12 protein-coding genes (1 of these 12 cut by a window edge) are annotated in these 16,095 nt (G+C 51.8%); 10 read left to right on the top strand and 2 right to left on the bottom strand.

Going from position 1 to position 16,095, the window contains the following annotated elements; genetic code table 11:
* Positions 1–150: 150 nt before the first annotated feature.
* Together ACJJIS_RS05010 and ACJJIS_RS05015 are read right to left on the bottom strand one after the other, a co-directional pair.
* The gene (locus ACJJIS_RS05010) at positions 151–2,883 is read right to left on the bottom strand and encodes a discoidin domain-containing protein (protein ID WP_475709613.1); all 2,733 of its coding nucleotides are present in this window, start codon (positions 2,881–2,883) and stop codon (positions 151–153) included.
* A 514-nt stretch (positions 2,884–3,397) separates the two neighbouring features.
* Positions 3,398–5,431, bottom strand: coding sequence for a glycoside hydrolase family 16 protein (locus ACJJIS_RS05015; protein ID WP_475709614.1), 2,034 nt, complete (start codon positions 5,429–5,431; stop codon positions 3,398–3,400).
* Positions 5,432–6,141: 710 nt separating this feature from the next.
* On the opposite strand from ACJJIS_RS05015, the gene ACJJIS_RS05020 reads away from it, so the two are divergent.
* From ACJJIS_RS05020 to ACJJIS_RS05065, 10 genes are all read left to right on the top strand, one after another.
* The gene (locus tag ACJJIS_RS05020) at positions 6,142–6,654 is read left to right on the top strand and encodes a CinA family protein (protein WP_413662887.1); all 513 of its coding nucleotides are present in this window, start codon (positions 6,142–6,144) and stop codon (positions 6,652–6,654) included.
* A 174-nt stretch (positions 6,655–6,828) separates the two neighbouring features.
* Positions 6,829–7,863 carry a recombinase RecA gene (gene recA / locus ACJJIS_RS05025; RefSeq protein ID WP_108735301.1) on the top strand — a complete coding sequence of 345 codons (1,035 nt, stop codon included), beginning with the start codon at positions 6,829–6,831 and terminating at the stop codon, positions 7,861–7,863.
* Positions 7,864–8,349 (top strand): regulatory protein RecX, encoded by a 486-nt coding sequence (locus ACJJIS_RS05030; RefSeq protein WP_413662886.1) that lies wholly within the window; start codon positions 7,864–7,866, stop codon positions 8,347–8,349. It abuts the gene before it with no gap.
* A 99-nt stretch (positions 8,350–8,448) separates the two neighbouring features.
* Positions 8,449–9,927, top strand: a complete 1,479-nt coding sequence (gene glpK / locus ACJJIS_RS05035; protein WP_444896478.1) for a glycerol kinase GlpK — start codon at positions 8,449–8,451, stop codon at positions 9,925–9,927.
* 48 nt (positions 9,928–9,975) lie between these two features.
* Positions 9,976–10,986: a class I fructose-bisphosphate aldolase gene (locus ACJJIS_RS05040; protein WP_444933884.1), complete on the top strand. Its 1,011-nt coding sequence runs from the start codon at positions 9,976–9,978 to the stop codon at positions 10,984–10,986.
* A gap of 39 nt (positions 10,987–11,025) precedes the next feature.
* Positions 11,026–11,859, top strand: coding sequence for an alpha/beta hydrolase (locus ACJJIS_RS05045; RefSeq protein WP_475709615.1), 834 nt, complete (start codon positions 11,026–11,028; stop codon positions 11,857–11,859).
* A 139-nt stretch (positions 11,860–11,998) separates the two neighbouring features.
* The gene (locus ACJJIS_RS05050; protein ID WP_108734085.1) at positions 11,999–12,184 is read left to right on the top strand and encodes a Trm112 family protein; all 186 of its coding nucleotides are present in this window, start codon (positions 11,999–12,001) and stop codon (positions 12,182–12,184) included.
* A gap of 4 nt (positions 12,185–12,188) precedes the next feature.
* Positions 12,189–12,536: a histidine triad nucleotide-binding protein gene (locus ACJJIS_RS05055; protein ID WP_413662882.1), complete on the top strand. Its 348-nt coding sequence runs from the start codon at positions 12,189–12,191 to the stop codon at positions 12,534–12,536.
* Positions 12,537–12,608: 72 nt separating this feature from the next.
* Entirely contained in the window at positions 12,609–15,218 is a 2,610-nt protein-coding gene (gene alaS / locus ACJJIS_RS05060; RefSeq protein ID WP_444907596.1) for an alanine--tRNA ligase, read from the top strand.
* 132 nt (positions 15,219–15,350) lie between these two features.
* Positions 15,351–16,095, top strand: the 5' portion of a protein-coding gene (locus tag ACJJIS_RS05065; protein WP_413662880.1) for an aspartate kinase. The gene runs 488 nt beyond the window's last position; 745 of the gene's 1,233 nt are visible here — the first part of the coding sequence; the start codon lies at positions 15,351–15,353; its stop codon lies beyond the right edge, outside the window.

Here is a 16,095-nt window from a genome sequence, read left to right on the forward strand (position 1 = left end):
TATTATTTTCGGGTTGGATTTGAATTAGAAAGAATTACTGTGCAAAGGTGTGGAGCACCTCTAGCTTTGGAATTTTAGTTCTTTCAGGGACAGATTATAGGCAGGGCAGCACTGTAAAAGTGCTGCCCAGGTTGCTACTACCAGCTGCAATTAGTAAGTGCTAATTTCCCAAATGGAGTAGCCGTACACAGTATTGCGTTCGGTGCAGTCAATCTTCAGGTAACGGTAGTTTCCCTCTACGGTGATTGCGTCGGTGCGTTCACCGGTTCCCATTCCAGAAAATGACTCAACAGTTGTCCAGTTGCTGCCATCGGTACTGCCGAGCAGAGTGTAGGCAGCCGCATTGGCAGTTTCCCAGTCGATATTGAGGGTGCCAATGGACTGCACAGAGCCGAGATCATAAGTCAGGCTGACATTGTCCACACCGTGGGCACTCTCCCAGCGGGTGCTACTGTCTCCGTCGATTGCCAGTTCAGCACTTTGCAGTTCAGAGGTTGCAGAGATACTTGAAGCTTGGCTGTCGCCACCAGTTAAGCCCAGTTCCCAGATGGAGTACCCATAGCTTGTGCTGCGCTCAGTGAAGTACAGGCGCACATATCGATAGCTTCCACTCAGGGCGTGTTCATCGGTTCTCTCTCCGGCGGTACCGCCACTAAAGTTGGCCAGCGTAGTCCAAGAGGCTGCGTCGTTACTGCCTTCCACCGTATAGGTTGCAGCGTTGGCGGTTTCCCAGTCGATAGTCAGGGTGTTCAGAGCTTCTGCTTCACCCAGATCCAGAAGTACCCACACTGAGTCACCGCCATGGGCGCTCTCCCAGCGGGTGCCGCTGTTGCCATCAACTGCATTTGCGATGGACTGGATTTCGTTGCTGGCGGTGACGGTTGCCTGTGCGATCAGGTCCTGGCTGCCAGCCTCACCGTTATCACCAGAGTCTTCGTTGTCACCCTCGTCATCTCCATTATCGGAGTCGTCACCGGAGTCATCGTTGCCGCCGATACCGCCAGAGAAGTAGATATTGTCGATCTCGATGTCGCTGATTTCTCCATCCACGCCTAGAAGCTCGAATAGTTGAACCACGTTAGACATGTCCACTTCGTCACTAAAGTCGCTTACGGGGATGGAGATCTGGTGCCACTGGCCATCCCGTGCGAAACCGTAGGGATCGGCGCCATTGGCAAAGTCAATCCACTTTTGTTCTACATCGCCGATGCTGCCGCTCTTCATGCCGATCTTGAAGGTCGTAGTAGAGCTGCTTTTCAACGCAAAATTGAGGGTGGCGGTATCGTTATTGAAGGCTGACATGTCGTAGTAATAATCAGCAGTGAAAGCCATGCCAAACCAGCCAGCACCTGCGGAGGTGTAGGATAGGGATTCAGAGCCTTCGTATGGAGAAGGGGAAGTCTCGATCAGGGTTTCGCCCCAAATATACAAGTTACCATCGGTGCCCAACTCGAAACTGGAGTCTGCCTCGGTGGTCTCACTGTATAGGGAGAAAGTGCCGGTCGGAGCCGCTTTTTCGATACTCTCACTAAAGTAAATATCGTCCATGGACAGGGTAAAGGCTTCTGCCGGTCCATCGCCGCGCACCATAAATGCCTGACTAATGGTGTTGTAGTCAACCCCAAATTTGCTCAGGGGGATACTCACCTCGTGCCATTGCCCATCGCGCTCCAGGCCAAAAGTATCGCCTTCTACGCTCAGGTCCACCCAGGACTCACCACCGCTGGTACTGTTAATACCGATGCCGATAGTCTCTTCGCTGGTGGTTTTCATGCGGAAGTTCAGGTGACCATTTTGATAGTTCATCAAATTCAGGTCGTAGTGCATCCATACACCCATGCCATACCATTCGCCGGCATCGATTTGGAATTCCAGGGCATCACTCTCGTCGACGCTGGATTGGCTTTCCATATTGTTCCAGACGTAGAGTTCGATATCAGTTCCAAACGTCAGGGATTCGGAGATATCGCTGCTGTCCCCGAACACGCCCAGGTTGCCATTTTTGGCGGTATCGGTAGCCAGGGAAAGTTCGGTGCTGTAGCTACTGTCATCGTTGTCGTAGATACGTACGTAGTCAACATACATCTTTGCGGGCATTGGGGCTGTGATCTCGCTGTTGTCATAGATCTGCGGGAAGATGCCACCTACTGCCAGGTTGAGAATTAAAAAGTTATGCTGACGAAATTCATCGAATGCGGAATCACTGGTATCCGTTAAAGCTGCGATTTGGTTGGATTCGTCATCCACCCACATAACGATGCTATCGGGCGTCCAGGTCATACCGAAGATATGGTAATCCTCGGTGAGATCAGAGCTGGAGCCGAAATCATCAACTAGGTTCTTGGACTCCCCGTAATCTGCTTGTCCGGTATAGTCATCGGATTCATGCCACCAGTGGAAGGCTCCGGAAACTTCAGAATTTACGACGTCAGCTTCTAGCGCTTCGGCCATGCCCGCTTCGAGAATATCCAATTCGCCACAGGCAGGCCAGCCGGCTTGACCGTAGTCGCTGCCCAGTTGCCAGAATGCTGGCCATAGTCCCGCATCCAAATCTGGTAATTTAATTCGAGCTTCAATGGTTCCGTATTTGTAGGATAGGCGCCCGAGAGACTTTAGGCGAGCAGAAGTAAAACTGCCGTCACTTTCCTGTACGGCCTGAATAATCAGGTTGCCGTCTTCAATATAAGCGTTGTCGCTATCATCGGTATAGTTTTGTAATTCGTTGTTGCCCCAGCCGGAGTTGCCAACGTCGTAGGTCCAGACGGAGGTATCGATCGTGTCCCCGTCAAAATTATCTTCCCAGACCAGAGTTTTTGAATTAGCTATTGAGGACACAAAAGTGCCGACAATAGCTGCGGCTATCGCTGATTTTTTAATAATCATAATTTTCTTTCGTTGTTAATTATTTATAAGAATAAAATGCCTGATAGTGATGGTGTGGCACAGTTAAATGCTATTTATGAATCTAGTGAATACTAGATACTTAAATTGCAGTTTCCTTCAATTCACTTGAAAATCAGGTGCCGGCCACGGGCAAAGCCTAGCAAAACGATCGTTCTGCTGGGAAGTGAATTTAGACCTCTCGTCGTGGTTGCGGTCCTGCTTGTCGCATACAGCGGAAAAATAATTCCTTGTAATTTTTTTACAAAAGAATAAATTCCTTTTTGTGTTTTTGTTCGCAAATATTTTGTGTGGAAGTTCTTTTCCTGGTCTTGCTGCATTGAACAAAATTGTAGGCAGATTTAATCTGGATTTATTGTTTTTATACTTTGTCTTACACCAGGTTATACCCTAAAAGATAATATCTGTCGGCGGATAAGACAGGTTTTGATATTGGTGAAAAAGGTTGAGTGGTGTAATAAAAAGGGCGCTGCTATTTGGCAGCGCCCTTGTACTTTTAGTTTCTGCGAGGTCCCTGTGCGCATCGTGCAGGTGGGGTGCAGTTTCCATGGCGATGCTTGTGCCTTTTATGATGAGGGTGGCACTTGTGAGAGTGAGGACGGCAGTTGCCATTGCTATCGCTGTCTGAGCTTCCGCCAGAGAAATAGATATCGTCAATCTCAATATCGCTGATATCTCCATCGACGCCCAGTAGTTCAAATAACTGAATAACATTTGACATATCTACCTCGCTACTGAAATCAGTAACGGGGATTGATATCTGGTGCCACTCGCCATCCCGCGCGAATTCATAAGGATCGGAGCCGCTGGCAAATTCAATCCACTGCTGGCCAATATCGCTGACGCTACCGCTCTTCATGCCAATCTTAAAGGTGGTTTCTGAGCTGGTTTTCAGGGCGAAATTCAGCGTTGCAGTATCATTATCGAAAGCGGATAGATCGTAGTAGCTGTCGGCAGTAAATGCCATTCCAAACCAGCCGGCCCCGGAGGAGTAATAGGAGAGGGATTCTTCACCTTCGAATGGGGTTTGAGTGGCCTCCAGCAGGGTATCGCCCCAAATATACAGGTTGCCATCAGTTCCCAGTGTGAAAGTTGAATTGGCCTCTGTAGTTTCGGTGTAGAGAGAAAAGACACCGGTCGGGGCTGTTTTCTCAACACTTTCGCTAAAGTAGATATCGTCAATGGACAGAACAAAATCTTCAGAGGCGGCATCACCTCGAATCATAAACGCCTGACTGATAGTGTTGAAGTCCACTCCCAGTTTGCTCAGGGGGATACTGACCTGATGCCATTCGCCATCGCGCTCCAGGCCGTAGGTATCATCACCATCCACCAGGTCTACCCAGGCATCTCCGCCACCAGTACTGGAAATACCAATGCCGATAGTCTGGCTGCTGGTGGTTTTCATTTTGAAATTGAGATGACCGTTTTCGTAGTTCATTAGGTTTAGGTCATAGTGCATCCAGAAGCCCATGCCGAACCATTCACCAGCGGTAATATCAAACTCCAGGGCTTCATCACCCTCGGCAGCTTCGGCGCTGACAGTAGCTGACATGCTGTTTTGGTTCCAGACATACAGCTCGGTATCGGTGCCAAGCTCCAAGGATTCGGAGAGGTTGCTGCCCTCGGAAAATACGCCGATATCACCTGTTTTGGCGGTGTCTTCAGCCAGGGAGATTTCTGTGCTGTAGCTGCTGTCGTCGTTATCGTAGATGCGAACATAGTCCACATACATTTTGGCGGGCATCGGTGCGGTGATTTCACTGTTAGCGTAAATCTCTGGGAAGACGCCACCTACCGCTAAGTTCAGGATCAGGAAGTGATGTTGACGGAACTCGTCAAATGCGGGGTCTTCACTGCCGATGCTAATAATTTCATTGGCTTCGTCGTCGACCCACATGACGATGCTATCCGGTGTCCAGGTCATACCGAAAATATGGTAGTCCTCAGTGAGGTCAGTGCTGGAGCCGAAGTCATCAATAAGGTTTTTCGATTGACCGTAGTCCGCCTGGCCTGTGTAGTCATCGGATTCATGCCACCAATGGAAAGCGCCGGAAACTTCTGAGTTGACCGTGCCGGCACTGAGAGCGTCGGCCATGCCCGCCTCGAGAATATCCAGTTCGCCGCAAGCGGGCCAGCCCACTTGGCCGTAGTCGCCACCCAGCTGCCAGAAGGCAGGCCACAATCCGGCATCCAGGTCAGGTAATTTAATGCGGGCTTCAATGGTGCCATATTTATAAGTCATACGACCCAGGGATTTCAGGCGGGCGGAAGTAAAACTGCCGTCGTCGTTTTGCAGTGCTTGAATAATAAGGTTGCCATCTTCGACATAGGCATTGGCGCTATCATCGGTGTAGGTTTGCAGCTCATTGTTACCCCAGCCTGAGTTGCCCACATCGTAAGTCCAAACGGACTTATCAATACTGTCGCCGTCGAAATTATCTTCCCAGACCAAAGTTTTTGAATTGGCAAGTGAGGACACACAGGCGCCTACAATAGCAGCCGCGATCGCTGATTTTTTTAAATTCATGATTTTGTCTTTCTTTAATTATCTATGGGGGTGCCAACTTCATTGTATTTTTATAATGGCGGTGATCTGCCACGATGATTAATGCTTGTTGGGCTTGGGGATTTATCTGCTTTTTTATTGTGATATTTATATATTCAGTACAGCAGTAACAGACTAACAAAAAGCCGATTGTTGCATAGGGAAAGCCCGGGCCCTTTATCGTGAGACTGGTCCAACTTATCGCATATACAAAATTTTTCTGCTTTAAAATTAGAATCAGCCAGTGCGTATTAATGTGTTTTTACATTGTTTACGTTTTTATTTTTAAATTTGTTGTTGCTTATTGGATTGCCCGCTTGAAATTATTTGCTGATTTAAGACCCCTTTTAAAATTTAAATTCTAATTTAAAGGTGGGCCGGCGGCGGAAATTAGAATTGGCAACCTGGTTCCGATAGGTAGTTTTACTTTTCTAGAGTGCTGCCGCCGCTTGCGAGCGCTTCGGCAGCGTGAGATTTATCTTTTGGTGTCGGCACCAGTGTGCAGCCGGCGTGGATTGATTTTTTGAAGGGGTTGTGGCTTCACCACTGAGAGGCGGTTGTATATTTGGTATGGGGCAGCTTACTTAAAGTGGAATTTGTAAGCTTGCTGCAGGTCGGCACCCAGAATAAGAGCCCACTTCTGTGCTGTAATATTTGGTTGTGGCCCAGGAGCGGTTGAATAGGAAGAAACGGTGGAATACAGAGAGATAATTGAGCTTGCCAGAGAGTTGGGCGGGGAGCTGGAAAAGAGAGATTGGCGTGTGACGTCGGCAGAATCTTGCACCGGTGGTGCGATTGCGGCGGCTATTACCTCTATAGCGGGTGCTTCGAATTGGTTTGATGGATCGATCGTGAGCTATGCGAATCGTATCAAGAACGGTGTTCTGGGTGTCGACAGCAATGATCTCAAGCAGTTTGGGGCAGTGAGTGAGCCGGTCGTCCGGCAGATGGCTTGTGGGGTTCTGGCGATGATGGATGCCAATCTCGCCGTTGCGGTCAGTGGTATCGCAGGGCCTGATGGTGGCACTGCCGAGAAGCCGGTAGGTACAGTTTGGATCGCCTGGGCCCATGCGGAGGGGCAAGAGCCAGTGCAGATTGATGCGAAGTGTTTTCTGTTCAGTGGTAACCGGGCAGAGGTGCAATCGCAGACGGTCGTTGAGGCGCTGAAGGGAATGTTAAAGGTTGTCCGTGAGCACCCGGTTTGAACCTGTCCGCCGGGTCAATCTTTGTTCGTTTGCTCCAGCTTCAGACTTCTTTTTGAAGCGAGGCTCGCTCAGCCTGAAGCTGGTACTCAGTATGAGGAATTACTGGTTGCCTATACAGTAATCCTTCGTTAAGCTTGCCACCACTCAATTCAGCTCAGAAATACGGGAATGGTCATGGATTCCAATAAAGACAAGGCATTAAAAGCGGCGCTATCTCAGATTGAACGTCAGTTCGGTAAAGGCACTGTGATGCGTATGGGAGACAAGGAGCGCGAGCGTATTCCTGCGATCTCCACCGGCTCCCTCGGCTTGGATGTGGCCCTGGGTATAGGCGGCTTGCCGCGTGGCCGTATCGTTGAAATCTATGGACCAGAATCCTCCGGTAAAACCACCCTCACCTTGCAGGTGATTGCCGAGGCCCAGCGCAATGGTGGTACTTGTGCTTTCGTAGATGCTGAGCACGCCCTCGACCCTATCTATGCTGAAAAACTGGGTGTCAACGTCGATGAGTTGATCGTATCCCAGCCGGATACCGGTGAGCAGGCTCTGGAAGTTGCCGATATGCTAGTGCGCTCCGGTGCCGTTGATGTGCTGGTAGTGGACTCCGTTGCGGCCCTGACCCCGCGCGCTGAGATCGAAGGTGAGATGGGTGATTCCCACGTGGGCTTGCAGGCTCGTTTGATGTCCCAGGCTCTGCGTAAGCTCACTGGTAATATCAAGAACACCAACACCCTGGCAATCTTCATTAACCAGATTCGCATGAAGATCGGTGTTATGTTCGGCAGCCCTGAAACCACCACTGGTGGTAATGCCCTCAAGTTCTACTCTTCTGTGCGCTTGGATATCCGTCGTATCGGTTCCGTTAAGGATGGCGATGAGGTGGTGGGTAACGAAACCCGAGTGAAAGTGGTTAAGAACAAGGTCGCTCCTCCGTTTAAGCAGACCGAGTTCCAGATCATGTATGGCGAAGGCATTAACATGATTGGTGAAATCGTCGATTACGGCGTGAAGATGGGGCTGGTGGATAAAGCGGGGGCTTGGTACAGCTACAAGGGCGACAAGATTGGCCAGGGCAAGGCGAACGCTACCAAGTTCCTGCGCGATAACCCCGACATTCGCAACGAGATTGAAGGTCAGCTGCGTGCGCAGCTGCTCGGTGATTTAGTGCCTGCGACCCCTGAAGAGGCTGCGGAATTACCGGAAGAGTAAATGCCGTACTCAAAAGCGGATTTTTCCGTTGATCCAGCTCAAGCGCTTTTCAGCGCGGCGCTTGAGCTGTTGACCCGCCGCGAGCACTCCCGCCATGAATTGAGGCAAAAGCTCGCGGCAAAATTCCCCAGCGCCGATTTCGACACGCTTTTTGAGCGCCTACACGAACTCAACTATCAATCCGATCAACGCTTTGCCGAAGTTTTTGCCCGCTCCCGTGTCCAGCGCGGTCAGGGGCCGATGCGTATTCGCCAGGAGCTACAGCAGCGCGGCGTGCGCGGTGAACTAATTGCCCAGGCGCTTGATCAGTTGGAAGTGGATTGGTTTGAGTTAGCTGCGGAAATGCTTCAGAGAAAATACCGGGCCCCTATGAGCGCAGAGCTTCCACGTGATCAGTGGATGAAGGAGCGAGCGCGGCGCCAGCGATACCTGGCTTACCGGGGCTTCCCCACGGACGCGATTAGCTGGGCGCTGGACGGCAATTAATCGGGCTTATACTCTGACTACTACCTGAATGACTGGTCGATAGGTTTCGGCCATTTTTCAGGTACAGAAAGAGACTAAAAGAATAAGCGCGAGAACCCTATGATCCTGTCTATTGACCAGGGCACCACTGGTACCACAGCTTTTATCTTCGATAGTAAGGGCCACCTGATTGGTCGCAGTTACTCGGAAATTCCCAATCGTTATCCCCAGCCTGGCTGGGTTGAGCAGGATGCGGAAGAGATTTGGTCGGTAACTCTCCGGGTCTGTGCCGCAGCACTCCAGCGCGCTGGTGTTCGCGCGTCGGATATCACCGCAGTGGGAATTACTAACCAGCGCGAGACCACGATCGTCTGGGATAGGTATACCGGCGAGCCGGTTTTTCCTGCGATTGTGTGGCAGTGCCGGCGCTCGGCGGAGGTATGCCGGGAGTTGGGGGAACTCGGCAGGTCTGATTGGTTGCGAGAGCGCAGTGGCCTATTGCTGGATGCTTACTTTTCCGCAAGTAAGTTGACTTGGCTGTTCCGCCGTAACCCGGATTTACTAACCCGAGCTCAAAATGGCGACCTGTGTTTCGGCACCGTAGATAGCTGGTTGATCTGGAAAATGAGCGGTGGCAAAGCCCATCTCACCGATCACACCAATGCCAGTCGTACCCTCCTGTACAACATAAAAGATAAAGCCTGGGATAGTGAGCTGCTGGATTTTTTCCAGTGCCCTGAATCCATTCTTCCCAGAATTCTACCGTCGGCTGGCCACTTTACCGATACAGACCCCCACGCTTTTCTCGGCACATCGGCTCCGATTTGTGGTGTTGCCGGGGATCAGCAGGCAGCACTGTTTGGCCAGGGTTGTACCGAGCCCGGTAGTATAAAAAACACCTACGGAACTGGCTGCTTTATGCTGGCTTTTGCCGGCGAGGATCGCCCGGAGCTACCCCAGGGGTTGCTGGCTACAGTGGCCTGTGATGCCCAGGGTAATCCGGCCTATGCCGTAGAGGGTTCAGTTTTCACAGCGGGCTCCGCTATACAGTGGTTGCGGGACGAGATGGGAATGATCCAGCAGGCGGTGGATACCGAAATTATCGCCCAGAGTATTCCTCATACCCGCGGCGTTTATCTTGTGCCTGCATTTAGTGGGCTGGGTGCGCCGCACTGGGACCCATCGGCACGGGGGACTATTTGCGGCTTGAGTCGGGGGGCTGGTCGAGCTGAGGTGGTGCGTGCCACTTTGGAATCTATAGCTTACCAGAGTGATGAGCTGGCCCGCTTGATGGAGCAGGCCCTGGGCTTGCCGATTACCCATATGCGTGTGGATGGGGGTGCTTGCGCGAATAATTTCCTGATGCAATTCCAGGCGGACATTTCCTCTTTGCGTGTTGAACGGCCCCAGCAGATTGAATCGACGGCTATTGGTGCTGCGTTGCTGGCTGGTATTGGCAGTGGAACTTGGCGACCAAGGGAATTACCGGAGTGTTTGCAGGAAATTGAACGGGACTTTATGCCGGCAATGACTCAGGCGGAGAGGGAGCAGTTGTTGGCTGGTTGGCGGAGGGCGGTAAAAGCCTGTAAAGCTTTTTAGGCTGGACCGCCTATCCTCTTAGCGTAATAACCTAAGGGAGGGGTAGAGATGTCACATATCGATATGCTGGAGGAAACTGTAGCAACATTGGTCGATGGTCAAAGAGGCATCCTGGCTGCCGATGAGAGTGGCGGCACTATTGCAAAGCGCTTTGCCACGATTGGAGTGGATTCCACTGAGAAAAACCGGCGCGACTACCGTGCTGCGCTGCTGTCCTGTAAGGGGTTGGGTGAATGTATCAGTGGCGTTATTTTGTTCGAGGAAACTCTGGGGCAAAAAGATACTGAGGGCCAGCCCTTGCCCCAAGTCGCTGCGTTACAAGGGATAGTGCCGGGCATTAAGGTGGATAAGGGCAAGGGCCCGCTGCCTGGAGCGCCTGGGGATATGATCACCTACGGGCTGGACGGGTTGTCTGAGCGCTTGCAGCAATATAAAAAGCAAGGAGCTCGCTTCGCCAAGTGGCGTGAAGTCTATCCTATTGGCCATCACAACCCCACGCGCCTGGGGCTTACCGCAAATGCTGAGATGTTGGCCCGCTATGCAGCGGTATGCCAGGCCGAAGGGGTGGTTCCTATTGTCGAGCCAGAGGTTCTGATGGACGGTGAGCACGATATAGAGCGCAGTGCGGCGGTAAATGAGCGGGTTTGGCACTATGTGTTCCACGCCCTCCACCAGCACGGGGTAATACTGGAACTGATGTTGCTCAAGCCCAGTATGGTAACCCCAGGTGCGGAGGCGGAAACGGCTGATCCTGAGCAGGTGGCCGAATACACCCTGCGCAGCTTGCGGCGAACGGTCCCCGCAGCAGTGCCGGGAATTAATTTTCTTTCCGGGGGGCAGGGACCAGAAGAGGCCACGGCCAATCTCAATGCAATGAATCAGCAAGGTGGTGGCCCCTGGCAGTTGAGCTTTTCCTATGGGCGCGCACTACAAGAGCCAGCACTCGCTGCTTGGCAGGGGCGCCCGGAGAATGTTGAAGCAGCCCAGGAAGCGCTACTTAAACGGTCCCGCATGAATCATTTGGCCATGCTGGGCAGGTACCGCGAAACCCTGGAATAGCAAATAGCTAGCAAAATAATAATCAATAAGGAGATTGCAATGGAGTTTGTCACCAGGGGAGTGACGCTGTATTACCGGCGCTGGTGGGTAGAAGAAGCTGTGGGTGTAGTAGTTATATCCCACGGGTTGGGAGAGCACAGTGGGCGTTACAGTGAGCTGGCGGAGGACCTCAATCGAGCAGGGTACAGTGTCTATGCCCTAGATCATTATGGCCATGGATTGTCGGATGGGAAGCGCGGGGATATTGAGGACTTTGCACTTTATAGTGAGGATCTAAATGAATTTATCTCCTTGGTAAAAAGTGGAAACCCCGGGCTTGGGATGCATCTTCTTGGCCACAGTATGGGAGCTGTTATCGCCTGTGGCTGTGCTATTCGATATAAGTCTGTCGACAGTTTAAATCTTTCCGCGCCGGGCTTTCGCGGCAAAAGTGAGCCAAAAGGCCTTCTGTTATGGCTCGCGCTATTTTTGGCTCGCTGGTTTCCGGGGTTGGCTCTTTCCAGCCAGATAAATAGTCAGTGGATATCTCGTAGTCCGGATGTGGTCAAGCGGTATGTCAGTGATGAACTTGTGCATCACAGTATCTCTCTACGCTGGTTTAAGACTTTTTTGCAGGAGCGGGAGTTTTTATCTGGCCGGTTGAATGGGATATCCATGCCTTGCCTTCTGTTATTGCCGGAATCAGACCATATTGTCGATGTGGAACTCAGCCGCAAGTGGTTTGGACAGGTGGGGTCAAAAAACAAGCAGTTGCACTGTTTCTCAAGGTCTTACCACGAGGTATTTAATGAAATAGAGGAGGGGCGTTTAGCCCGGGAGCTGTTACTTAGCCATCTCAATTCTGTTTCAGTAGAGACTGCTTCTGTCATATAAGGGTAAAAAAGCGCAAAGCCAGCAGGTGGCGCAGCAGAAGCTATGGCGAATACCGTGTAAAAGCGTATGAAGCATTGTATGATACGCGGTCATTTTTGCCCATCGGAAGTATTACCGAGGGAAAATAGTGGGGTGGAACATGGATAAAAAGTTGCTGAGCCTGTTGGTATGTCCGGTGAGTAAAGCGCCGCTTGAATACCGGGAGGACACACAGGAGCTGGTTTGCAAGGCCAGTGGTCTAGCCTATCCGGTGCGAGACGGTATACCGGTAATGCTGGAATCTGAAGCGCGGCAGCTGACAGCCGAGGAAAAGCTGGAAAAGTAAACCAATGGGTGAACCCAGCGTTTTCAGTCAAATTATCTCGGGAGATATCCCTGCTGAGATGATCTACGAGGACGACCAGTGTGTCGTTATTGAGGATCGCGCGCCACAAGCGCCGACCCATCTCCTCATTATCCCACGCAAACCCCTAGTGAATTTATCCGCGGCTCAGGCTGAGGATAAATCCCTGCTCGGCCACCTTATGTGGCTGGCGGCAGAATTGGGGCGCAAGCTGGGGCTCGAGGGCTATCGACTGGTAGTTAATAACGGTCGAAGCGCAGGTCAAACCGTTTTTCACCTGCATGTTCACCTGCTTGCCCAAAAAAGAATGCCCGAACAGGGGCTGGCACAGTAGTGGAACAGAAGTGACACCGTGTCACTGACGCCAATCAAATAAAACTCAACTAACGAAGTGGAATTACGCCGGATGAAAAGCGCACAGATTCGCGACGCCTTTCTGAATTATTTTGCTGAGCAGGGCCATGCCATTGTGCCCTCCAGCTCCCTGGTTCCGGGCAATGACCCGACGCTGTTATTCACCAATGCCGGCATGGTGCAGTTTAAGGACACCTTCCTGGGGCAGGAAAAGCGTTCCTACAATCGCGCCACCAGTTCACAGCGCTGTGTACGTGCAGGAGGCAAGCATAACGACCTTGAAAATGTCGGTTACACCGCACGGCACCACACGTTTTTTGAAATGCTCGGTAACTTTAGCTTCGGCGACTACTTCAAGCGCGAAGCGATTCGCTTTGCCTGGGAGTTCCTGACCAAAGTATTGAACTTGCCGGAAGAGCGTCTCTGGGTAACCGTACATATCAGCGATGATGAAGCCGCTGATATTTGGCTGAAGGAAATGGGAGTGAGTGCCGAGCGCTTCTCCCGTCTCGACGAGGATAACTTCTGGCAGATGGGTGACACTGGTCCCTGCGGTCCAAGTTCTGAGATTTTCTACGATCACGGTGCCGATGTGCCCGGCGGCCCTCCCGGTTCCGATAATGACGACCTCGATCGCTATATCGAGATCTGGAACCTGGTATTTATGCAGTATGAGCGCACCGCTGATGGTGAACTGCACCCACTGCCCAAGCCCTCAGTGGATACCGGCATGGGGCTGGAGCGTATTGCCGCCGTAATGCAGGGAGTACACTCCAATTATGAAATTGACTTGTTCCAAGCGCTGCTGAAAGCGGCGGGAGAAGTGGTTGGCTGCAGCGACCTGGAAGAGAAATCCCTGCGAGTGATCGCCGACCATATTCGCTCTTGTTCATTCCTGATTGCCGATGGCGTAATGCCTTCCAACGAAGGCCGTGGATTTGTACTTCGCCGCATTATTCGCCGCGCAGTGCGCCATGGCCACAAACTTGGGCACAAAGATATCTTCTTCTACAAGCTGGTAGAAGCGCTTGCCGAGCAGATGGGTGACGCATACCCGGAGCTGCGTGAAAAGCAGCAGCTGATTGAGAATGCGCTGCGCAAAGAGGAAGAGCAGTTTGCGAAGACTCTGGATAAGGGAATGGCGCTGCTAGAGGATGCCCTGGCTTCCCTCGAAAGCAGTGAGATCCCCGGTGAGTTGGTATTTACTCTGCATGATACTTACGGCTTCCCGACAGACTTAACCCAGGATATTGCCCGTGAGCGCGATCTATCCCTGGATATGGATGGGTATGAAGCTGCTATGGAAGCCCAGCGCCAGAGAGCTCGCGCTGCCGGTAAATTTAAACAGGACTATACCGACGTCCTCGAACTGGAAGGGGCTACAGAGTTTCTCGGTTACAACGCGACCGAGGCAACAGGCAAAGTGTTGGCCATCGTTAAAGGTGGTGAGCAGGTTGAGCGCCTGGAAGACGGTGAAGAGGGTGCAATTGTTCTGGATAGGACCCCCTTCTACGCAGAGTCCGGTGGTCAAGTAGGTGATAGTGGCTATTTGAGTTCCGGTGATGCCCGCTTTGAAGTGCGTGATTGCACCAAGCAGAGCGCGCACCATTTGCATACTGGTAAGGTGTTGAAGGGGGGCATCGCTGTGGGCGAAACCCTTGAGGCAGTCGTATCTGCAGATGTTCGTCAATCCACCGCCCTGAATCACTCTGCAACCCATCTATTACATGCCGCCTTGCGCAAAGTGCTGGGCGAGCATGTCACCCAGAAGGGCTCCCTGGTGGACTCGGAGCGCCTGCGCTTTGACTTCTCCCACCCCGAAGCTGTAACGGCAAAGCAGCTGCACGCGATTGAATCCCTGGTTAATAGTCAAATTCGCGCAAATACCCCAGTTGAAACTCACGAAACCGATATTGAGTCTGCAAAAGCGATGGGCGCTATGGCTCTGTTTGGCGAAAAGTACGGCGATACTGTGCGTGTACTTTCCATGGGCAAAACCGATGACAAGGCTTTTTCCGTTGAGTTGTGTGGCGGTACTCACGTGAAGCGCACCGGTGATATTGGTTTGATTCGCATTGTTGGGGAAAGCGGTATTGCTTCCGGCCAGCGCCGAATCGAAGCGGTTACTGGCGCTCACGCAATGTCTTTGTTTGATCAGGCACAGCAGCGTCTGGAGCATGTAGCGACTCTGCTTAAGGCGCGTCCGGACTCCTTGGCTGACAAAGTTGAACAGTTGCTGCTTAACAATCGAAAACTGGAAAAAGAGATTGCCCAGTTAAAAACCAAGTTGGCCAGTGGTGCTGGCGGAGACCTTTCCGCTCAGGCCATTGAGTTGGCGGGCTTTAAGTTGCTGGCAACCTCTATTGATGGAGCTGACCCCAAATCACTGAGAGATCTGGCGGATCAAATGAAGAATAAGCTGGGCAGTGGCGTGGTGCTGCTGGCGGCTCCGGGAGACGAAAAGGTGGCTTTGGTTGCCGCAGTGACCCAAGACCTGACAGATCGTCTTTCTGCGGGTGACCTTATGCGCTTTGCTGCCGGGAAACTGGGCGGCAAGGGTGGCGGTCGAAAAGACATGGCCCAGGGTGGTGGAACCGATGTGTCCGCGCTCCCTAATATGCTGAAAGAAGTGCCAAATTGGATTGAGCAATCCTTAAACTAGTTAAGTTTTGTCAAATTCGTGGTCTGAATTCGTAGTTGAGTTGATTTCGCAGAGGTTTGGTGATTAAGTGCGCGCCTGCACGAGTTGGGCAGGAAGCGTACTTATTGTGGAGCTAAGGAAACACAGTAAGTTATGAGTTTGTTCGTGCAGAAGTATGGCGGGACTTCAGTTGGCTCAATTGAGCGAATTGAAGCTGTGGCCGATAAAGTCGCCGCGTTTCGCGCTCAGGGACATGACATGGTTGTCGTTTTGTCTGCCATGAGTGGTGAAACTAATCGCCTGATTGATCTCGCTTATCAAATCCAGGAAAAACCAGATCCCAGAGAATTGGATGTTCTGGTTTCCACAGGAGAGCAGGTCACAATTGCCCTTTTGAGCATGGCTCTGAAGAAGCGTGGTTATGACGCCTGTTCCTACACGGGTGGGCAGGTAAAAATTCTTACGGATAATGCTCATACCAAAGCTCGCATTCAAAGTATCGATGTGGAGCGAATGCGCACCGATCTCGATGAAGGCAAAGTCATAGTTGTGGCTGGTTTTCAGGGGGTGGATGACGACGGCAATATCACCACACTTGGGCGCGGCGGGTCTGACACGACGGGTGTGGCGTTAGCTGCGGCGTTAGATGCTACCGAGTGCCAGATTTATACCGACGTGGACGGGGTCTATACCACTGACCCTCGAGTGGTCGACAGTGCACGCAGACTCGATCGAATCACATTTGAAGAAATGTTGGAAATGGCCAGTCTTGGCTCCAAGGTTCTGCAGATCCGCGCCGTAGAGTTCGCCGGTAAATACAAGGTTCCCCTGCGCGTACTCTCAACTTTTGAAGAGGGTAACGGAACCCTGATTAGCCTGGATGAGGAAGATAACGATA

The sequence above is a fragment of the Microbulbifer maximicatervae (SeqCode) genome (genome assembly GCF_056231245.1).